Annotated in this window: 21 protein-coding genes; 4 read left to right on the top strand and 17 right to left on the bottom strand. The window is 60.1% G+C overall.

Going from position 1 to position 20,816, the window contains the following annotated elements; translation table 11 throughout:
• Positions 1–40 precede the first annotated feature (40 nt).
• Positions 41–820, bottom strand: coding sequence for an SDR family oxidoreductase (locus tag THALAR_RS02315; protein WP_021099859.1), 780 nt, complete (start codon positions 818–820; stop codon positions 41–43).
• A 336-nt stretch (positions 821–1,156) separates the two neighbouring features.
• On the opposite strand from THALAR_RS02315, the gene THALAR_RS02310 reads away from it, so the two are divergent.
• Entirely contained in the window at positions 1,157–2,173 is a 1,017-nt protein-coding gene (locus THALAR_RS02310; RefSeq protein WP_021099858.1) for a Hint domain-containing protein, read from the top strand.
• 1 nt (position 2,174) lies between these two features.
• On the opposite strand, the gene THALAR_RS02305 is transcribed toward THALAR_RS02310, so the two are convergent.
• The gene (locus THALAR_RS02305) at positions 2,175–2,543 is read right to left on the bottom strand and encodes a nuclear transport factor 2 family protein (RefSeq protein WP_021099857.1); all 369 of its coding nucleotides are present in this window, start codon (positions 2,541–2,543) and stop codon (positions 2,175–2,177) included.
• A gap of 119 nt (positions 2,544–2,662) precedes the next feature.
• On the opposite strand from THALAR_RS02305, the gene THALAR_RS02300 reads away from it, so the two are divergent.
• Positions 2,663–4,270: a peptide chain release factor 3 gene (locus THALAR_RS02300; RefSeq protein ID WP_021099856.1), complete on the top strand. Its 1,608-nt coding sequence runs from the start codon at positions 2,663–2,665 to the stop codon at positions 4,268–4,270.
• 2 nt (positions 4,271–4,272) lie between these two features.
• On the opposite strand, the gene THALAR_RS02295 is transcribed toward THALAR_RS02300, so the two are convergent.
• Positions 4,273–4,701, bottom strand: a complete 429-nt coding sequence (locus THALAR_RS02295; RefSeq protein ID WP_021099855.1) for an OsmC family protein — start codon at positions 4,699–4,701, stop codon at positions 4,273–4,275.
• A 170-nt stretch (positions 4,702–4,871) separates the two neighbouring features.
• Between THALAR_RS02295 and THALAR_RS02290 the strand changes: the two genes are divergently transcribed.
• Positions 4,872–6,206, top strand: a complete 1,335-nt coding sequence (locus THALAR_RS02290) for an acyltransferase family protein (RefSeq protein ID WP_021099854.1) — start codon at positions 4,872–4,874, stop codon at positions 6,204–6,206.
• Between the two features lie 157 nt (positions 6,207–6,363).
• A complete protein-coding gene (locus tag THALAR_RS02285) occupies positions 6,364–7,887 on the top strand; it encodes a DEAD/DEAH box helicase (RefSeq protein WP_021099853.1) in 1,524 nt (507 codons plus the stop codon).
• 79 nt (positions 7,888–7,966) lie between these two features.
• Here the strand turns inward: THALAR_RS02285 and THALAR_RS02280 are convergent, their stop codons facing one another.
• From THALAR_RS02280 to nuoH, 14 genes are all read right to left on the bottom strand, one after another.
• On the bottom strand, positions 7,967–9,631 hold the full coding sequence (locus THALAR_RS02280) for a ribonuclease J (protein ID WP_021099852.1): 1,665 nt from the start codon (positions 9,629–9,631) through the stop codon (positions 7,967–7,969).
• 1 nt (position 9,632) lies between these two features.
• Positions 9,633–10,406: a type III pantothenate kinase gene (locus THALAR_RS02275; protein ID WP_021099851.1), complete on the bottom strand. Its 774-nt coding sequence runs from the start codon at positions 10,404–10,406 to the stop codon at positions 9,633–9,635.
• Between the two features lie 81 nt (positions 10,407–10,487).
• The gene (locus THALAR_RS02270; RefSeq protein ID WP_021099850.1) at positions 10,488–11,234 is read right to left on the bottom strand and encodes a biotin--[acetyl-CoA-carboxylase] ligase; all 747 of its coding nucleotides are present in this window, start codon (positions 11,232–11,234) and stop codon (positions 10,488–10,490) included.
• Positions 11,224–12,663, bottom strand: coding sequence for an NADH-quinone oxidoreductase subunit NuoN (gene nuoN / locus THALAR_RS02265; RefSeq protein WP_021099849.1), 1,440 nt, complete (start codon positions 12,661–12,663; stop codon positions 11,224–11,226). The genes THALAR_RS02270 and nuoN overlap by 11 nt, the downstream gene beginning before the upstream one ends.
• Positions 12,664–12,674: 11 nt before the next feature.
• A complete protein-coding gene (locus tag THALAR_RS02260; protein WP_021099848.1) occupies positions 12,675–14,216 on the bottom strand; it encodes an NADH-quinone oxidoreductase subunit M in 1,542 nt (513 codons plus the stop codon).
• Positions 14,216–16,315 carry an NADH-quinone oxidoreductase subunit L gene (gene nuoL / locus THALAR_RS02255; protein WP_021099847.1) on the bottom strand — a complete coding sequence of 700 codons (2,100 nt, stop codon included), beginning with the start codon at positions 16,313–16,315 and terminating at the stop codon, positions 14,216–14,218. Before nuoL ends, THALAR_RS02260 begins: the two co-directional genes overlap by 1 nt.
• Positions 16,316–16,321: 6 nt before the next feature.
• Complete coding sequence (gene nuoK, locus THALAR_RS02250) at positions 16,322–16,627, bottom strand: NADH-quinone oxidoreductase subunit NuoK (RefSeq protein ID WP_021099846.1); 306 nt, start codon at positions 16,625–16,627, stop codon at positions 16,322–16,324.
• A complete protein-coding gene (locus THALAR_RS02245) occupies positions 16,624–16,986 on the bottom strand; it encodes a hypothetical protein (protein WP_040817050.1) in 363 nt (120 codons plus the stop codon). The genes nuoK and THALAR_RS02245 overlap by 4 nt, the downstream gene beginning before the upstream one ends.
• Complete coding sequence (locus tag THALAR_RS02240) at positions 16,983–17,597, bottom strand: NADH-quinone oxidoreductase subunit J (RefSeq protein ID WP_021099845.1); 615 nt, start codon at positions 17,595–17,597, stop codon at positions 16,983–16,985. Before THALAR_RS02240 ends, THALAR_RS02245 begins: the two co-directional genes overlap by 4 nt.
• Positions 17,597–17,998, bottom strand: coding sequence for a carboxymuconolactone decarboxylase family protein (locus THALAR_RS02235; RefSeq protein ID WP_021099844.1), 402 nt, complete (start codon positions 17,996–17,998; stop codon positions 17,597–17,599). Before THALAR_RS02235 ends, THALAR_RS02240 begins: the two co-directional genes overlap by 1 nt.
• A complete protein-coding gene (locus tag THALAR_RS02230) occupies positions 17,991–18,521 on the bottom strand; it encodes a hypothetical protein (protein WP_021099843.1) in 531 nt (176 codons plus the stop codon). Before THALAR_RS02230 ends, THALAR_RS02235 begins: the two co-directional genes overlap by 8 nt.
• Entirely contained in the window at positions 18,518–19,009 is a 492-nt protein-coding gene (gene nuoI, locus THALAR_RS02225) for an NADH-quinone oxidoreductase subunit NuoI (protein ID WP_021099842.1), read from the bottom strand. The genes THALAR_RS02230 and nuoI overlap by 4 nt, the downstream gene beginning before the upstream one ends.
• A 25-nt stretch (positions 19,010–19,034) precedes the next feature.
• Positions 19,035–19,760: a class I SAM-dependent methyltransferase gene (locus tag THALAR_RS02220; RefSeq protein WP_021099841.1), complete on the bottom strand. Its 726-nt coding sequence runs from the start codon at positions 19,758–19,760 to the stop codon at positions 19,035–19,037.
• A gap of 6 nt (positions 19,761–19,766) precedes the next feature.
• Positions 19,767–20,807: an NADH-quinone oxidoreductase subunit NuoH gene (gene nuoH, locus THALAR_RS02215; RefSeq protein WP_021099840.1), complete on the bottom strand. Its 1,041-nt coding sequence runs from the start codon at positions 20,805–20,807 to the stop codon at positions 19,767–19,769.
• Positions 20,808–20,816 lie beyond the last annotated feature (9 nt).

Raw genomic sequence — 20,816 nt, 5'->3', positions numbered from 1 at the left:
CCTGCGCGCGCAGCCAGCGATCCGATCATGCGCCAAGGCCTTAAAGGGTGGAATTCACGCCGCCGCCATCCAGAAGGATGTTTTGCCCAACGATGAAGCCCGCATGTTGCGAACACAGAAAGGCGCAGGTCGCACCGAACTCCTGCCTGGTGCCGTAGCGGCGGGCCGGGATGGTCGCCTCGCGGGCGGCGCGGGCCTCTTCAGGCGATATCCCTTGCTGCTTGCTCACACCTGCGTCCAGCGACACCGCGCGGTCAGTGGCATGAATACCCGGCAGAAGGTTGTTCATCGTCACACCCGACGGCGCGACCTGCCGCGAGGTGCCGGCGACGTAGCCGGTCAGCCCTGCGCGCGCAGAGTTGGACAGCCCCAGCACGGCTATAGGTGCCTTGACGGATTGCGAGGTGATGTTGACCACGCGGCCCCAGCCGCGGTCCATCATGGCAGGGACCAGCGCTTTGATCAGGGCGATCGGCGTCAGCATGTTGGCATCCAGCGCGGCAATGAAGTCGTCACGCTCCCAGTCGGTCCACATGCCGGGGGGCGGGCCGCCCGCGTTGTTGACCAGAATATCGACGTCGCCTGCGGCTTCGAGCACCTTCGCACGGCCGTCCTCCGAGGTGATGTCGGCCGCCACCGCAACGACCTCCACCCCGAAGCGGTCACGGATGTCCTGAGCCGCCGCCTGCAACGGACCATCAGTGCGGGCATTCATCACCAAATTCACACCGGCCTCTGCCAACGCCTCGGCGCAGCCGAGCCCCAGCCCCTTGCTGGACGCGCACACCAACGCCCGCTTTCCCTTGATCCCCAAATCCATGTTAAGCCCTTTCAAAGAAGTCAAATATTGTCTCGAACTCTGGGTAGCATCAATTCCCTCGCAAAAGAAGAAAGCCATTTGGCCCGATCTGCGGGGAAGTCTTGAGGCAGCGTTCCGTTCACCAATCTCTCTGGAGGCCGAGTTGTCACAGATGTGATCACTTTTTGAGGTGATTGCTACGGTTTTCATCTTAAACCGTTGCCTCTGGCGCGACAACTAAGGTAAGGTATTCCTTACCTCAAGCCGAGAGTACCTAGATGGTGTTGCATGGGTGCTGGTTGTCATTGCGGCCTCAACAGGCCGCTTTCTAAAAATATGTTGTGAGTTAGATATTAAATGCAACACCATCTACCAAACGACTTCATCGCCAACCATGCGTTTCTGGTCTATCCGGCCGCAGAGTTTCGTGTGGTCAACGGCGTGAATCATGGTGATCCGATATCAGACATGAACGACGTCTGCCTAGGCGACGCATACGGTCTCAAACGCAGCGCCCGGCCCTACTCAATAGACCTTTCGGAACCCGCAGTCTCTGGCGCGCACCCGGTGTTTTCCGTTTCGAGCGGCAGCCAGATCGAAGTCCCTGGCACCCAGACCCGTATCGCAGCACACCTCACCTTCATGACCCAAATCGGCGCGTCGGTGGACGCGCTCATCATCTCCTGCGACGCCACGAACACCCGCAACTACATCTACCCTCTCGGCCCGATCGAACCCGGTGTGGAGTACACCCTGATCGCAGCCGAAGACTCGCCGCGCGAAATCCCGTTGGCGGACCTGACTGGCATGAGCTTTGGACGCGGCACCCGCATCACCATGTCGGACGGCTCGCAACGCCCCGTCGAGAAATTGAGTATTGGCGACCGCGTATTGACCCGCGACAACGGAATGCAGGAGATTCGCTGGATCGGCACCCGCACGGTTCAAGGCGCAGGGGAGTTCGCGCCGGTGGTCATTTCCCAAGGTGCCATGGGCAATGCCGAAAACATCACCGTCAGCCAACAACACCGCATGCTGGTGTCCGATTGGCGGGCCGAGGTCATGGTCGGCTCCCGCGATGTGCTGATTTCCGCGATTGATCTGGTCAATGACGATACGATTTTCATCCGTAAGGGCGGCTTCGTCGAGTATACGCAACTGGTCTTCGACCAGCATCAGATTCTTTATGCAGAAGGTGTGCCAACCGAAAGCCTGCATATGTCACACCATATCCTCAAAGGTCTGCCTGACGACATCGCGACCGAAGTGCTGCAACTTTTCCCCGACCTGCCGTCAGCAGAGCCCAAATTCAGCCGCGTCCCGCTGGAAAGCAAGGACGCGGCTAATTTGCTGAAGCAAACGGGGCGGCTTTAGGTTACTCGCCCGCGTAGAAGAACTCCTCTCGCACGATCTTCCCGTCCGCGACGTGGTAGACCGCGACCTCCTTCATCACTTCCGTCTCGCCGGTCTCCTTGCTCTTGGCGTTCATCTCGAAGATCACCGCGAAGCGGTCGTCGCCATGGGGGAACGGGTCCGATACCTCGCCGCTCAAGATTTCATACATGCTGTCAAACCACGCGTGCTTGCCCTTGATGCCCTCAACTCCGGTAATTTCGCGCCCGTTGCCCATGTCCATGGCTTCCACCGACACCGCATCCTTGGCATAAAGCTTGTCCAGATTTGCCAACTCGCGGTTTTCACGACATCCGGCGACCAGTTCGTTTGCGACATCCATCATTTTCATACTTTCACTCCCGCTAAATGTTCTATCTATGTTCCGAGCATGCCCGACTCGCCTCCCCCGATCAAGACAGACCGTCTGACCGATTGCGGAACCCCGCCGACGCCTCTATATCCCACCCCATGTTAGACCGCGCCCATAACCAGCCCGAACTTCCGCCCGAGATTGCCCGGCGCCGGACCTTCGCCATCATCTCGCACCCTGATGCGGGCAAGACGACGCTGACCGAGAAGTTCCTTCTCTATGGTGGCGCGATCCAGATGGCGGGCCAGGTGCGCGCCAAGGGTGAGGCGCGGCGCACACGGTCGGACTTCATGCAAATGGAGAAGGATCGCGGGATTTCCGTGTCGGCCTCCGCCATGTCCTTCGACTTCGACGGGCACCGGTTCAACCTTGTTGACACGCCCGGTCACTCCGACTTCTCGGAAGACACCTACCGCACGCTGACGGCGGTGGATGCAGCCGTGATGGTCATCGACGGGGCCAAGGGCGTGGAGAGCCAAACGCGAAAACTGTTTGAAGTCTGCCGCTTACGCGACCTTCCTATCTTGACCTTCTGCAACAAAATGGACCGTGAAAGCCGCGATACGTTCGAGATCATTGATGAAATTCAAGAAAACCTGGCGATCGACGTGACACCTGCATCCTGGCCTATTGGTGTCGGCCGTGACTTTCTCGGCTGCTACGACCTGATCAATGACCGGCTTGAGTTGATGGACCGCGCCGACCGCAACAAGGTCGCCGAGAGCATCGAAATCAACGGTCTGGACGATCCGAAGCTGGCCGAACATGTGCCAGAAGCGCAGTTGAAGCGATTCCTTGAAGAGATTGAAATGGCAAAGGAATTGATGCCCGATTTCAATCATCAGGACTTCCTCGACGGCACCCTGACGCCGATCTGGTTCGGCTCCGCGATCAACTCTTTCGGGGTGCAGGAACTGATGCAGGGAATCGCGGATTTCGGCCCGCAGCCGCAGCCGCAAAAGGCGAGCCCAAGGCCGATTTCCCCTGACGAGCCAAAGGTTTGCGGCTTTGTCTTCAAAGTGCAAGCCAACATGGACCCCAAGCACCGCGATCGCGTCGCCTTTGTGCGGCTGGCGTCAGGACACTTTCTGCGGGGCATGAAGCTGACCCATGTGCGCTCTAAAAAGCAGATGTCCATCACCAACCCGGTGTTGTTCCTCGCCTCTGACCGCGAACTGGCGGAAGAGGCTTGGGCAGGTGACATCATGGGCATCCCCAACCACGGCCAGTTGCGCATCGGTGACACACTGACCGAGGGCGAAATGATCCGCGCCACAGGCATCCCCTCCTTCGCGCCGGAACTTTTGCAAACCTGCCGCGCAGGTGACCCGCTGAAGTCCAAGCATTTGGAAAAGGCGTTAATGCAATTCGCCGAGGAAGGCGCGGCTAAAGTGTTCAAACCCGCCTTCGGCTCCGGCTTTATCGTAGGCGTCGTGGGCGCGTTGCAATTCGAGGTTCTGGCGTCACGGATCGAGCTGGAATACGGCCTGCCCGTCCGCTTCGAGGCGTCGCAATTCACCTCTGCCCGCTGGGTCACGGGGCCGAAAAATGCTGTGGACAAGTTTATCGAGGCGAACAAGCAGCACATCAGCTACGACAATGACGGCGACGTCGTTTTCCTGACCCGCCTTCAATGGGACATTGACCGCGTCGTGCGCGACTACCCCGACGTGACGCTAAGCGCCACGAAGGAGATGATGGTCTAGCGTCAGCTTTGAAGCGTCGCGTCCATGGTGATGTCGCAATTCAGCAGTTTGGAAATCGGGCAGTTCTCCTTCGCGCCGTTGGCAGCCTCTTTAAAGGTCTCCTCCGTCGCGTCGGGTATCTTGGCCTTCACGGTCAGGTGCGACTTGGTGACGGTAAACCCGCCCGCCTGCTGTTCCAGCGTGATATCCGCCGTGGTCTCGATGCTGTCGGGTGTCAGGTCATGTTCCCCCAGCACCATCGACAGCGCCATGGAAAAGCACGACGCATGTGCCGCACCGATCAACTCCTCGGGGTTGGTGCCGGGAGCGTCTTCGAAACGGGTGTTGAAGCCATAGGGTTGGTCGCTCAGCGCGCCGCTTTTGGTTGATACGTGGCCCTTGCCCTCTTTGAGGCTGCCAGTCCATTTGGCCGATCCGGTGTTCACAGTCATGATAATCTCCGTTTCTGGGTGAGTGTTTCAAGCTAACGTCTGCCTTGCGCACTATGTTCCATTGCGCACAGTATCACTGTCGATTTGTGCAAAAACATCTGCTACCGTTCGGCGATAAGGGCGTTTAGCGCACCAAATCACAATAAAAACAAAGAAATAGAGCAGCGACAGTGACCACATCCCAAACCGAAGAGAAGATGCCCAAGGGCCTCTTGTCCGCCGCCCGCTGGGCAGCCGAGCGCACGCCCGAGACCCGCAACCGCGCCGTGGACCTCTACCGCGCCATCGCAATCATGTTCGTGATACTGGGCCACTGGCTCCTGGTCGCAGGCGTCATCCGCGACGGGGAGTTGCAATTCGTCATCCTGCTGGCAGAGCAGCGCTGGACTCACTACGCCACATGGCTGTTTCAGGTCATGCCGGTCTTCTTCTTCGTCGGCGGGTTTTCCAACGGTCTGTCATGGACGTCCGCCCGCAAAGACCCTGTCAAAAAGAACGCTTGGGCCGCCTCGCGCCTGTCGCGTCTTCTGAAGCCCACCGTTCCTATCGTCATTGTATGGGCGCTCGCAGGCCTCGTCGCTCACGCCATGGGCGTCCCGGTGGAGCTGATTTCAGACGCATCGCAAGCCGCCCTCGTGCCGGTGTGGTTCCTTGCGGTCTATATCGTCATGACCATGGCCGTGCCTGTCACCGTCGCGGTCTGGGACGGGCTGGGCATCTGGTCCGTCGTCCTGCTGGCCCTTGGTGCCATCGCCGTGGACGCGATCGCGTTCGGTGCGGATCAGGGCTGGCTGCGGTGGGTGAATTACGCCTTCGTCTGGCTCGCGGTGCATCAGCTTGGCTACTGGTGGCGCGACGCGGAGCGCCCGAAGACATGGGCGCTTGGCTTCATCGCCTTGGGCGTGGCGTGGCTTTATCTGTTGATCGTCCAGTTCGGCTTCCCCGTCGCCATGGTCAGCGTGCCGGGCGCGGAGATGTCAAACACCCGCCCGCCAACCACGGCCATGCTAGCCATAGGTGCCGTCCAGATCGGGGTTATCCTGCTGCTGACCGATCTGGCGCAGGCATGGTTGCAAAACGTTAGGGCATGGACATGGGTGATCGTGTTCAACCAGATGATCATGTCGATCTACCTGTGGCACATGACCGCCCTGCTCATCGTTGTGGGCCTCGCCACTTATGTCTTCGGCGGAGTCGGCCTGCACGAGCCGCCCGGAACCGGCCTCTGGTGGGCCGTCCGCCCCATATGGGTGGCGCTGTTCACCGTGGTGCTGATCCCCTTCGTGCTGATCTTCGTGCGCTTCGAGGCGGGCAGCAAAACCACCGCCGACAAACGCCCGCGCCCATGGCAGGCCATGCTGGGCGCGGTGATGACCTGCGCGGGGCTGGTCGTCATGGCGATGGTAGGCCTTGGCAAGGAAAATGCATTCGGCGTCAACTGGGTCGCCGTGGGACTGGTCCTTCTGGGCGTGCTTGTCGCAACACGGCGCATGGGGCGCGGATAGCTGCATCCGCGCCTTTGTTGACCTTCCTGCCCGATGGGTCTAAACGCTTCTTACCTGTGGAAAACGTCCGCAGGTCGACGCAGGGACGCGTTGACACCTGCGTCCCAAATTTCTGACGCTCTTCGCCCCATTACGGGGCCGCGCAATTTGGATATACATGACAAAATTCTCAGACCTGAAACTCCACGCCAAAGTTCTCAAAGCCATCGACGAGGTCGGCTATACCGAGCCTACCCCAATTCAGGCGGGCGCAATTCCCCCCGCCCTTGAGGGCCGCGACGTGCTTGGCATCGCGCAGACAGGCACCGGCAAAACGGCCAGCTTCACCCTTCCCATGATCACCATGCTGAACCGTGGGCGCGCGCGGGCGCGCATGCCCCGCTCTCTGGTGCTCGCCCCTACGCGGGAACTGGCAGCGCAGGTGGCCGAGAACTTCGACCTCTATGCGAAATACACCAAGCTGACCAAGGCGCTGCTGATTGGCGGAGTCTCGTTCAAGGAACAGGACGCTTTGATCGACCGCGGCGTCGACGTGCTGATCGCGACGCCGGGTCGCCTGCTCGACCATTTCGAGCGCGGCAAGCTGATCCTGTCCGACGTGAAGGTCATGGTGGTGGACGAGGCCGACCGGATGCTCGACATGGGCTTCATTCCCGATATCGAGCGCATCTTCCAGATGACGCCCTTCACCCGCCAAACGCTGTTCTTCTCCGCCACCATGGCGCCGGAAATCGAGCGGATCACCAACACCTTCTTGTCAAACCCCGCACGCGTCGAGGTTGCCCGTCAGGCGACCACATCAGCCACCATCACACAGGCGGTCTATGAGTTGCCCGGCACCCGCCGCGACGCGCAGGCAAAACAGAAACGCGACTTCCTGCGGACTCTGATTGATCTCGAAGGCGAGAAAGTCACCAACGGGATCATCTTTTGCAACCGCAAGGTGGATGTGGATATCGTTGCCAAGTCGCTGAAGAAATACGGCCACGACGCAGAGCCGATCCACGGCGATCTGGACCAGTCCTACCGCACACGCACCCTTGAAGGCTTCCGCGACGGCAAACTCCGCTTCCTCGTGGCCTCCGACGTGGCCGCCCGTGGTCTGGACATCCCCAACGTGAGCCACGTGTTCAACTTCGACGTCCCCAGCCACGCCGAGGATTACGTCCACCGCATCGGCCGCACGGGTCGCGCTGGCCGCTCTGGCACGGCAATGATGATCTCCACCCCGAAGGACGAGAAACTTCTGGCCGCCATCGAAAGCCTGATCGAAACCACCATCCCGCGCGGTGACTTGGGTGAACAGAAAGCGCCTGTGTCGAAAGCGAGCGAGGCCGACGTTGCCGCCGACAGCAAGGAAGAGCGCCCGAAGTCTCGGTCGCGTTCCCGCTCGCGGAGTAGCTCGAAGCCGAAGGACGAGCCAAAGCCAGACACGGTCGAGACACCGGTCGAGGCAACAGCGCCCGACACAAAGCCGGAACCTGCCGCCAAGCGGAAAGCCGAGAAACCTGCTGAGCCGCAGGAAAAACCACAGCAGAGCGAGGCCAAGGCCAACTCCTCCCGCTCCCGCGGTGGCAAAGGCCGCGGCCGCAACGAAGATCGCGGCCCCAAGGTCGTGGGGCTGGGCGATCACCTGCCCACCTTTATCGAGAAAAGTTTCGACGAGCGCCGCACTGACTAGGCCCCGCTCCGACAGCAACAAAAAGGCCCTGAAGCGGTGATGCTTCAGGGCCTTTTTTGTTCACTGAGGAAGGGTCGCGTCAGGCGGTCAAACGCGAAATCAAGACCACGACTTCCGGCTTCTTGCCAATCTCGTTTTGCGAGGTCTGACGCACAATCCGTTTGATCTTTTCCTCCAGCTTGTCGTCGTCGGCAATGGTCTTGGCATCGGCACGACCAAGGAACTGGCCCACCTCTTCTTCCAGAACGTCCTGCAACGGGGCTTTGGAGCGTCCCGTTTCCGGCAAACCACGCAGCTCGCACCACGCATCCGTCAGCGGCTCGTCATCCTCGTCGATCAGAATGCCGATCACCGCCTGCCCGTTCAGCGCCATGCGGATACGGTCACGCACGACCCCGTCCAGCGCGCCGATCTGCACGGAACCATCCAGATACAGACGACCCGTCTCAATGAACTCCACGATCTCGGGACGGTTGCCCGACAGCGACACCATGGTGCCATTCGGGGCCACCACGGACGCGATGCCATTGGCCTCCCCCACCTTGGCGTGCTCGCGCAGCATCCGGTGCTCGCCATGGTTCGGGATCAGGATTTGCGGCTGCAACAGCCGATGCATCTCTTCCAGATCAGGGCGGTTTGCGTGGCCCGACACATGGATATCAGCCAGCTTGTCGTCGATCACATCGACGCCCAACTCACTGAAGTTATTTACAATTTCACCGACGGACCGCTCATTGCCGGGAATAGTCTTGGACGAGAACAGCACCGTGTCGCCTTCCCGCAGCGATATCCCTAGGAATTTACCGCGCGAGAGTTGCGCCGTCGCCGCACGCCGTTCGCCCTGCGATCCGGTGGCAAGGATCATCAGGTTTTCGCGCGGCACGTCGCGGGCTTCTTCCGGCAAGATGTACGGTGGGAAGTCTTTAACCACACCGGTATCCGTCCCGGCCTGCACCATGCGCTGCATGGAGCGGCCCATCAGGCAGATCGACCGCCCGGCCTCACGGCCCGCCTGCGCCAATGTCTTCACCCGCGCAATGTTCGACGCAAAGGTGGTCGCCACGACCAAGCCGGTCGCCTCGCGCACAAGGGGGACGATGTTCGGGCCAACGGTGGCTTCGGAACGGCCCTCGTGGCGCGAGAACACGTTGGTTGAATCGCAGATCAGCGCCTTCACAGGGGCAAGTGCGGCCCATGCTTCGGGGTCGAACGGCTCCCCCACACCGGGCGTCAGGTCAATTTTGAAGTCGCCGGAATGCACCACACGCCCGTCCGGCGTGTCGATAACAAGGCCGGAGCTTTCGGGAATCGAGTGCGAGATCGGCATGAAGCCGACCTTGAACTTGCCCACCTGAACTTGACTTGGCATCTTGTCGACCACAGTGATTTCGGAGCCGTCATAGCCGTGCTCCGCCATTTTCAGCGCCGCGATATGGGCGGTGAATTTGCGCGCGTAGACCGGCGCTTTCAGTCGGCCATAGAGATGCCCGAGTGCGCCGACATGATCCTCATGCGCGTGGGTGATAAAGATCGCATCAAGCTGCTTCGCGCGATCCGCGATCCACTCGATGTCGGGGAAAATCAGGTCGACACCCGGGGTGCCGTCCATATCGGGGAAGGTCACCCCCGCGTCGACCAGTATGAACCGCTCCTTGCCCGGTTTCCCGTAGCCGTAGAGATACATATTCATGCCGACTTCACCCGCCCCGCCAAGGGGAAGGTAGACCAATCGTTCGCCTGCCATATTAGATATTCTTTCTGTTGTACTCGTTGATAACCACCAAGCCGCGCGAGGTCAGGTCATCGTGAAATTCGTCAAAGAGAGCGTCTGCCTGTTGGAACAACGGCGCCAACCCTCCGGTGGAAATTACTTTCATCTCGCGGCCATGCTCGGCCTTGATGCGGGCGCAGATCTCCTTGATCAGCCCGATATAGCCCCAGAACACACCCGACTGCATACACGCAACCGTATTCGTGCCGATGACGTTCTGCGGTTTGGTGATGTCGACATGCGGCAACGCTGCCGCCGCTTGGTGTAAAGCCTCAAGCGAGAGGTTCACACCCGGTGCGATGACGCCCCCGATATAGGCTCCGTCGGTGTCGACCACATCAAAGGTGGTCGCGGTGCCGAAGTCGACGACGATCAGGTCACCCCCGTATAGATTGTAACCCGCGACCGTGTTTACAAGGCGGTCCGGTCCGACGGCGGTGCCTTCATCCACGCGCACGTCGACCGGCAGTTCGCAGCCCTCCTTGCCGACGACAAGAGGGCGGGTGTTGAAATAGCGGTCCGCAAAGACCCGCAGATTGAACACCACACGCGGCACGGTGGAGGAGACGATCACCTCGGTGATCTCGACGTCGATCTTCTGGAAATGCATCAGGGTCGACAACCAGACGTAATACTGATCCGCCGTGCGCTGCCATTCGGTCGAGGCACGCCACGTCGCGATGAACCGCTCCCCGTCCCAAATGGAAAACACAGTGTTGGTGTTGCCGCAGTCAATCGCCAGTAGCATATCTCAAGCCCTCTCGCTTCGTATCCCGTCTCTATAGTGCGCGTCGATCAGGGTCAAAACGCACTCTGTGACGCCCCTTACTCACGAGAAAAAGACATCCGCCGCAGCAATCGCCTGCGCGCCTTTCGGCGTGCGCAGGATCAGGTTGCCAGCCTCGTCTATGCTCTCAAAAGTGCCGGTGATTTCCTCGCGGGACGTCCGGGCGGTAATGACCTCCCCCAGACGCGCGGCGCGTTTTAACCAGTTCTCGCGGATCTTGCCAAAGCCAAGTTCGGCAAATATCGCCTCCTCGGTGGCGAAATTCGCGGCCAGTGCGTCCAGAAACTGCTCCGGCGCGACCATGTCCCCATGTTCTGCCAAAGCCGTGGGCGGGAACGAAGCGTCCGGCACGCCCTTTGGCACCGCAGCCAGATTGACGCCCACGCCAATCGCCAGCCAATCGACACCCTGCGCCGATCCCATGCTTTCCAGAAGAATACCCGCGACCTTGCCGCCCGACAGCAGCACGTCGTTGGGCCATTTCACGGCCAGCTTTGTGCGGTCCACATAGAGCGCCAGCGCCTCGAAGAGTGCGTTCGCCGCCATAAAGGATCGCAACGCCGCATCCGCTGGCCCGCCCTCGGGGCGCATCAGCAGCGTTGCGGCCAGATTGCCTTCGGGGTTAGCCCACTTGCGCCCCTGACGCCCGCGTGCGTCAGTCTGGTGGTGCGCCATGATCCATGTCGGGCGCTTCAGCTCAGGCGCAAGGCGTGCCGCCTCGGCCATGGTGCTGTCGACCTCATCAAGAATGATGCGGTCGACGCCTTCGGGCCAGAGGTCAGTTGACAAGCGCACCTGCGGCGGTCAGCGCCAGTCCTTCAACCCCGAACAGGTTGATCACGCCCAGCACCATCACCGCAGCGGAGCCGACCAGCAACAGCCAGTTCACCATCGGCATCGAGCCGTTCAACGCATCCCGCTCCTCGCCGAAATACATGTAGTAGACGATGCGCAGGTAGTAATACGCGCCGATTACCGAAGCGATCACACCGGCCACAGCCAGCCACGCCATGTTGGCGTCCACGGCGGCTTTCAGCACGTAGAACTTGCCGAAGAAGCCGACCAGCGGCGGAATACCTGCCAGCGAGAACATCAACACCAGCATCGCCAGCGCACGCAGCGGTTCCTTGCTGGAGTAGTTTTGCAGCGAGTCGATCTCGGTAACGGGCTGGCCGTCTTTTTCCATCGAGAGGATGAAGGCAAAGGTGCCGACGCTCATGGTGACGTAGATTGCCATGTAGATCAGCATCGCCTGAACGCCCTCGGCGGTGCCAGCGGCTAGACCCATCAGCGCGTAGCCCATATGCGCGATGGAGGAATAGGCCATCAGCCGCTTGATGTCGCGCTGGCCGATCCCGGCGATTGCGCCAAGGAACATGGAAGTCAGCGAAAGGAAGGCCACGATCTGCGTCCAGTCCGCCACCGCGCCCCCAAATGCGTCGAACGCCACACGGGCGAACAAGCCCATGGCGGCGACCTTCGGGGCCGTCGCAAAGAACGCGGTGATCGGCGTGGGCGACCCCTCGTAGACGTCGGGCGTCCACATATGGAACGGCACGGCGGAGACCTTGAAGGCCAGACCTGCCACAATGAAGACCAAGCCGAACAGCAGCCCCAGCGAGATGTCACCCGCGTTCACGGTCGTGAAGATGCCCGCAAACAGCGTGGTGCCCGCATAGCCGTAGACCAGCGACGCGCCATATAGCAGCATGCCCGAAGACAATGCACCCAGCACGAAATACTTCAAACCGGCCTCTGTCGACCGCACCGAGTCGCGGCGCAGCGCGGCGACCACGTAAAGCGACAGGGATTGCAGCTCCAAACCCATATACAGCGCCATCAGGTCACCGGCGGAGACCATCATCATCATACCCACGACGGCCAGTGCCACCAGAATGGGATACTCGAACCGGAACAGCCCGTGGCGGGACATGAAGTCCTGGCTCAGCACCAAGATTGCAGCGGCGGAGAGCAGGATCATCACCTTGGCAAAGCGCGAAAACCCGTCGTCGATGAACGCGCCACCGAAGGCCGCATTCGCGCCCTCCCCGTTGATGCCGATCCACGCGGCCAGCACCACGAACAGCGCGCTGGTGGCCCACAGGATCACAGGCGCGGATTTGTCCTTGGTCGTGTAGACCCCGCCCATCAGCGCCAGCATGGCGAAGACCGCCAGTATGACTTCGGGCAGAACGATATTCAGGTCAGCTTGGATCATCTCACGCGTCCTTAGTTTCCGGCCACAGCCGTGACCACGCCGCTGTCGAGCAGCGCGGTATCATAATTGGAGACCAGCGCCTCGACGCTTGGCCCGATCAGGTCCAGCACCAGCGCGGGGTAGACGCCAAGCAGGATCGTCATGAACACCAGCGGCGCAAAAATGGCCTTTTCGCGGGAGGTCATGTCGGTGATCGACTTCAGGCTTTCCTTGATCAGATCGCCCATAACCACGCGGCGATAAAGCCACAGCGCATAGGCCGCCGACAGGATAACGCCGGTCGTGGCGAAGAGAGCCACCCAGGTGTTGACCTGAAACACGCCCATCAGCGTCAGGAATTCGCCCACGAAGCCCGAGGTGCCCGGCAGACCGACATTGGCCATGGTGAACAGCATGAAGATCAGCGCATAGGCCGGCATCTTGTTGACCAAGCCGCCATAAGCGTCGATCTCGCGGGTGTGCATGCGGTCGTAGATCACGCCCACACACAGGAACAACGCGCCGGAGATGAACCCGTGGGAAATCATCTGGAAGATCGCCCCGTCGATGCCCTGTTGGTTGGCCGCGAAAATGCCCATGGTCACGTAGCCCATGTGGGCGACTGACGAATAGGCGATCAGCTTTTTCATGTCCGACTGCGCCAATGCCACCAGCGAGGTGTAGACGATCGCAATGACCGACAGCCACAAAACGTAGATGCCCAGCACATCCGCGCCCACCGGGAACATCGGCAGCGAGAAACGCAGGAAGCCGTAGCCGCCCATCTTCAACAGGATCGCCGCCAGCACGACCGACCCTGCGGTCGGCGCCTGCACGTGCGCATCGGGCAGCCAGGTATGGACCGGCCACATCGGCATCTTCACCGCGAAGCTGGCGAAGAAAGCGAGGAACATCAGCGTCTGCATGCCGCCCACCACAGTGACGCCCGCAACGCTGAACGTCTCGGAGGCGAAAGTATGGGTCAGCAGCGTCGGGATATCCGTGGTGCCTGCGTCCAGATACATGGCAATCATGGCGATCAACATCAGGACCGAGCCCAGCAGCGTGTAGAGGAAGAACTTGAACGACGCGTAGATACGGTTCGCCCCGCCCCAGATGCCGATGATCAGAAACATCGGGATCAGGCCCGCCTCGAAGAACAGGTAGAACAGGATCAGGTCCAGTGCGCAGAACACGCCGAGCATCAGCGTCTCCAACAGCAGGAACGCGATCATGTAGTCCTTCACACGATGCTTCACGTCCCAGCAGCTGGCAATGACCAGCGGCATCAGGAAGGTGGTCAGCAGCACGAAGGTGACAGAGATGCCGTCCACGCCCATCTTGTATTGCAGCCCCATGAGCCAGTCGCGTTCCTCCACGAACTGGAAGCCCGTGTTGGAAGCGTCGAAGCCCGTGTAGACGAAGATCGACAACAGGAACGTCACACTCGTGGCGATCAGCGCCAGCCATTTGGCGTTGCGTTGCGCGGCCTCGTCGTCGCCGCGCAGGAACAGGGCCAGTATCAGGGCCGCAACCAGCGGCATGAAGGTGATAACGGAAAGCAGGTTGTCCATTATTCGGCCCCCCCGACGCTCGGGCCGCCAATGGCGAACCATGTGATAATCAGCACTACGCCGATGACCATGGCGAAGGCGTAGTGGAACATGAAGCCGGACTGCGCGCGTCCTGCAAGGCGGGTCAGCAACGGAACTGCACCCATCGCCAGCCCGTTGATCGAGCCGTCGATGACCCTACCATCGCCCCGCGTCCACAGGAAGTTGCCAAGCCATTTGGCCGGGCGGACGAAGATCACGTCATAGATCTCGTCGAAATACCACTTGTTCAGCAGGAACTGGTACAGATGCGGCTGGTTCGCCGCCAGACGACCCGGCAGGCTGGGGTTCTTGATGTAGAACATCCAGGAGGTGAACAAGCCCAGCAGCATCGCTATGAACGGTGCCACCTTGACCCATGCAGGCGCATGGTGGGCGTTGTCCATGGTGTGGTTGTCGGGGGCCATGTAGATGGCGCCCTGCCCCGGCAGCGCGGCCTCGCCTTCGCCGCCCTCAACTTCGCCCTCGTCAGAGGTCGCGGCCAAAGCCGCCATGCTGAGCGTATCAGGGTCCACCAGCGCATGTTGCTCGCCCTGGGTGATACCAAAGAACTTCTCGACGTCGTGGTGGTCGCCGAAGAACGGCTTGAAGAACACCATCCCCGAGAACACCGCGCCGATCGCCAGAACACCCAGCGGGATCAGCATGGTTTTCGGGCTTTCATGGGCATGCTCATGGGTGTGCTTGTCGCCCCGCTCCGTGCCGAAGAACGTCATGAACATCAGACGCCACGAATAGAACGAAGTGAACACAGCAGCGATGACCAGCAGCCAGAACGCGTAGCCGGAACCACCGCCCCAAGCGCTCTCGATGATCGCGTCTTTGGACAGGAACCCGGCGAAGCCGATATGGGTCAGCGGAATGCCGACGCCGGTGATGGCCAGCGTGCCGATCATCATCGCCCAGAAGGTGTAGGGGATTTTCTTACGCAGGTTGCCGTAGTTGCGCATGTCCTGCTCGTGGTGCATCGCATGGATGACCGAGCCCGCGCCAAGGAACAACATCGCCTTGAAGAACGCGTGGGTCAGAAGGTGGAACATGGCGACCGAGTAGACCCCAACGCCCGCGGCCACGAACATGTAGCCAAGCTGCGAACAGGTCGAATACGCAATCACGCGTTTGATGTCGTTTTGCACAAGACCCACGGTCGCAGCAAAAAACGCGGTCGTCGCACCGATGATCACGATGAAGTTCTTCGCTTCCGGCGCGAATTCGATCAGCGGCGACATGCGGCAGACGAGGAACACACCTGCCGTCACCATGGTCGCGGCGTGGATCAGGGCCGACACAGGAGTCGGGCCTTCCATCGCGTCCGGCAACCAGGTGTGCAGGAACAGCTGAGCCGATTTGCCCATGGCCCCGATGAACAGCAGGGTGGCCAGCAGGTTCGCGGCGTTCCACTCGGTCCACAAGAACTGCAACTGGGTCTCCGCAATCTGCGGCATCGCTGCGAAAATGTCGTCGAAATTGATGCTGTCGGCCAGAAGATACAGCCCGAAAATGCCCAGCAGGAACGCGAAGTCACCGACGCGGTTCACCACGAACGCCTTGATGGCGGCGGCATTGGCGGAGGGCTTTTTGTAGTAGAACCCGATCAACAGATAGGAGGCGACGCCCACGCCCTCCCAGCCAAAGAACATCTGGACGAGGTTATCCGCCGTTACCAGCATCAGCATCGTGAATGTGAAGAACGACAGATAGGCAAAGAAGCGGGCCTTGTAGGCGACGCCTTCGCCGAAATGTTCGTCATGTGCCATGTAGCCGAAGGAATAGAGGTGCACGAGGCTGGAAACGGTGGTTACAACGATCAGCATGATCGTCGTCAGCCGGTCCACGCGGATGGCCCAGGAAGTGTCGAGCGTGCCGGACTGGATCCAGCGCATGATGTTGATGGTCTCGGTGGTGCCGTCAAAGGTCAGGAAGACGATCCAGCTCAGCAAGGCCGACAGGAACAAAAGCCCTGTCGCGATCACGCAGCCAGCTTGTTCGCCGATGAACTTCCAGCCGAAGCCGCAGATCAGGGCACCGATCAGCGGGCCAAAAAGGATGATGGTTTCCATAGTGACTTAGCCCTTCATCACGTTGACGTCTTCCACGGCGATGGAGCCGCGGGTTCTGAAGAAGCAGACCAGAATGGCCAGCCCGATCGCCGCCTCTGCCGCCGCGACCGTCAGCACGAACAGGGTAAACACCTGCCCTGTGAGGTCGCCAAGGTAGCTGGAGAAGGCCACGAAATTGATATTCACCGCCAGAAGCATCAGCTCAATCGACATCAGAATAATGATGACGTTCTTGCGGTTCACGAAGATGCCGAAAATGCCAATGACGAAGAGGGCCGCTGCAACTGTGAGGTAGTGTTCAAGTCCGATCATTTTAGCACTCCGAGGTCTTTTGCTTTTGCGATTGACTGCAACGCGATCTGATACATCGGCGTGTTTTGGTCGTTCTCATCCAATTCAACGTAGTTTCCAGCGCCTCTCTCTCCCAAATTGGAAGAAAGCTCACCAACATCCTCACCTTCAGCGAGATACCGAGATGCCAGTGGGGATTCTCGAACTTCTCGCAATGTATAGAATGGCCCTGACGGCCCGTCTCTGCGAACTACCAGTTCCAGATTTCCCGAGGTGTTCTTTCGCCCCAACACAATGGGTCGAGATACCTGAGTTTCCACATCGAAATGGATTTCATCTAAATCGACGAAGCCAGCCTCACCAAAAGCAATGTCAGTCATAGCCCCTGCCCCGGTTTCACGTCTTTCAGCTCCATCTGCTCCGCAGGGTCGCGGTAGATTTGGCTGAGCACGTTCTGGCGTTTGATGTCCGGGCGGTGGCGCAGGGTCAGCACGATGGCACCGATCATGGCGACAAGCAGGATCAGGCCCGCTGCCTGGAACAGGTAGATGTATTTGGTGTAGATCAGCTGGCCCAAGGCCGCTGTGTTCTGGGTCTCTTCCAACGCCGGCGTCACCGCGTCACGCAGGGCAGCCGCGTTTTCCGCGCCGGTCCATGTGCCGAAGACCAGTGCCAATTCCATCAACAAGATAACGCCGATCAGCCCTGCGAGCGGCACGAATTTGGCCAGCTCGCCGCGAAGCTCCGCGAAGTCGACGTCCAGCATCATAACGACGAACAGGAACAGCACCGCGACCGCGCCGACATAGACGATGATCATCAGCATGGCGACAAATTCCGCCCCCAAAAGGACGAACAATCCGGCCGAGGACAGAAACGCGAGGATCAGCCACAGCACCGAATGCACCGGATTGCGCGAGACCACCACGAGCAGGCCGGCGGTCACCACCACGATGGCGAACAGGTAGAATGCGAAATCAGCAAAACCCATCAGTCTTTTCCTTCTCCGTCCAGCACCTCTGTCGCAAGCTCCATCGCCTTCGACATTGCCGGAACGCCGCCGAACATCGCGGCCTGCGCGATGGTTTCGGCTATCTCTTGTTTCGTTGCCCCTGCCTCGACAAGGTGGCGGACGGTGATCCGGATCTGGCTTTCGGCCTGTGCGCCCTGAATCGTCAGCCCCGTGAGCGTGAGCAACAGGCGCGTCTTGGCATCAAGCCCCTCCGGGCTCAACCCCTTGCCCATGAATTGCTCCATCATGTCAGCAGACATAGTGGGCATCATGTTCTCGAAACCTTTTGGCGTGAACGCCTCCAGCGCGGGATTCATGGATTTCGCCATCTCCTGCCCCATCTTCATCATCGCCTCGAAAGGGTTGGTCGGGTCAGTCATCTGCTTCTCCATTATCGGGGTGCATGGTGATTTCGAACACACCATCACCGGTTATTTCAGCCCACTCGCCGGGATTGCGTTGCTTGGCAGCGGAGACCGAGTCTTGCACCTTGGATGTGATTTCCAGAAACTCGGCCCGCGTCGGGAGTTCGCCGGTCATGGTGCCATAGATCGAGCTGGTGCCGTCGGTGATCACGCGAAGCGCCTTCGCGGCCAGATCAGGCGTACCATCAGTGTCGCGCAGGTCTTCGGCGAACGGCTTAACGGCCTGCATCAAGGCGTCGTTGAGAACGGAAGGCGCCTCACCATGGCTTACAGCAACCGCATCCGCAGCGACCACGGCGGTAATCACCTGTCCCTCGTACATATCCCTTGTAACGCCTTCCGAGACGATCGCGCCGTTGCTTTCCGACAGGACAGCATCAAGCGTGCCGATTGCAAACTCGGCTCCCATGTCGCCGATCATGTCGACCAACTCGTCCAGAATGCTGGGGTCGAAAGGATATGTGGCGACATTGCTCATCTGTAAGGCGCATCCATTTCCAAGTTGTGAGCAATCGCGGCTTCCCAGCGGTCACCGTTCGCAAGCAGCTTCTCCTTGTCGTAGAAAAGCTCCTCGCGGGTCTCGGTGGCGAACTCGAAATTCGGCCCCTCGACGATGGCATCCACCGGGCAGGCTTCCTGACAGAAGCCGCAATAGATGCACTTGGTCATGTCGATGTCGTAGCGGGTGGTGCGGCGCGAGCCGTCGTCGCGGGGTTCCGCGTCGATGGTGATGGCCTGCGCGGGGCAGATGGCTTCGCATAGCTTGCACGCGATGCAACGCTCCTCGCCGTTGGTATAGCGGCGCAAGGCGTGTTCCCCGCGGAAACGCGGCGACAAAGGCCCCTTTTCGTGCGGGTAATTCACGGTGGCCTTGGGGGCAAAGAAGTACTTCATGCCCAACTGCATGCCTTTGAACATGTCCAGCAGCAGGAAGTATTTGGCACGACGGCCGAAGCTCACGCTCATTTCATATCTCCCGTAAGGCGCCGCATCATGCGTCAGCCCATTTAACTTGGTAGTCGCTCTGCAAGGCCGATCCGGCCCGTATCTCCTCAGAGGTCTTCTCGATTTCGTAATACAGATACACGCGCCCCTCGGGGATCATGCCCTTGAGGCGCAGCCTGCGCCCCGTCTCGGCGGCGTCGGGGAAGTTCAGCGGCTTGGCCGTCCCCGGTATCTTGTGGATGCCCGTGCAGATATGCACGAGGCACTGGCATTTGCGCTTCCAAAAGGTCCAGACCAGTTCCGGCGAGAACTGGTACATGCCATGGCCGACCCAGCCGTTCATGCCGTTGGCAGAGACAAAACGCCCGCCGGGCTTGAGCATCCTGAACACGTTCTCCAGCGCCTGGGGGACGTTGAACACATGCTCGATTGTGCCGCCGTCGAAGATGAAGTCGAACTTGCCATGCAGCTTTGCCGGCACCGGCTCGTTCAGATCCTGCTGGATCACCGGCCCCTCATAAGGCGCGTAGTCCATCGTCTCCATCTCGCCCAACCCGAGGTTGCGGAACAGGGTCTCGGCGTAGCCGTCTTCCTGTAGGAAATGGAACCGCTTTTCCTCAATGCCCGCGCGACGCAGCGCCTTCTCGTAGGACTTCGCAAAGGGCGGCTCGATCTTGAACGCCTGACGGCCCAGCATCAACGACCGGCCCGAGGGCCGGAAGCGGGTGGAGAGGTCCACCAATTGCTGAAACAGAGTGCAGTCGACGCCCATGGTTAATTAGCCCCCCACGGCCCAGCGGGCATAAGCCCCGCCGAAGGCCCCATATTGCGCGAAGAAGGCGACAATAACGACCCATGCCAGCGACAGCGGCAGGAACACCTTCCAGCCGATGCGCATCAGCTGGTCATAGCGGTAGCGCGGCACGATGGCCTTCACCATCGAGATCAGGAAGAAGATCACCAGCATCTTGCTGATCATCCACAGCGCCCCGTCGGGAAGGCCCGGAATGGGCGATAGCCAGCCGCCGAAGAACAGCACCGTGATCAGCGCGGTCATCAGCACGATAGTCACGTATTCGCCGATCATGAACAACAGGAACGGGGTCGAGGAGTACTCGACCTGATAGCCTGCCACCAGTTCCGACTCGGCCTCGGGAAGGTCGAAAGGCGGGCGGTTGGTCTCGGCCAGCGCCGAAATGAAGAACAGGAACACCATGGGCAGGTGTGGCAGCCAGTACCAGTTGAGCAGCCCCAGATCACCGTCCTGCGTGCGCACGATCTCGCTGAGGTTCAGCGAGCCCGCCGAAATGATCACGCCAATGATGATGAGGCCGATGGAGACCTCGTAGGAAATCATCTGTGCGGCAGAACGCAGCGAGCCGAGGAACGGGTATTTGGAGTTCGACGCCCAACCGCCCATGATCACACCGTAAACTTCAAGCGAAGAAACAGCGAAGATGAACAGCACGGCCACGTTCAGATCGGCGATGGCCCAGCCGTCGTTGAACGGAATGACGACCCAGGCAATCAGGGGCAACACGAAGGACAGCATCGGAGCCAGCAGGTAGACGGTTTTGTCCGCACCTGCGGGAATGACGATCTCCTTGACCGCGTATTTCAGAAAGTCCGCGAAACTTTGCAGTAGGCCGAACACGCCCACCACGTTGGGACCGCGGCGCAACTGGACGGCGGCCCAGATCTTGCGGTCCGCATAGAGCAGGAACGCAAGGCTGATCAGCAGCAGCACAGTCAGCAGCAGGCACTGGCCCAAGATCACAAGGGAAATGCCCAACCCGGTCTGAGTGAAAAACTCCATCATGTCGTCAGT

The sequence above is a fragment of the Litoreibacter arenae DSM 19593 genome, assembly GCF_000442275.2.
GTDB lineage: Bacteria > Pseudomonadota > Alphaproteobacteria > Rhodobacterales > Rhodobacteraceae > Litoreibacter > Litoreibacter arenae.
This window is presented reverse-complemented; position numbering and strand designations above follow the sequence as displayed.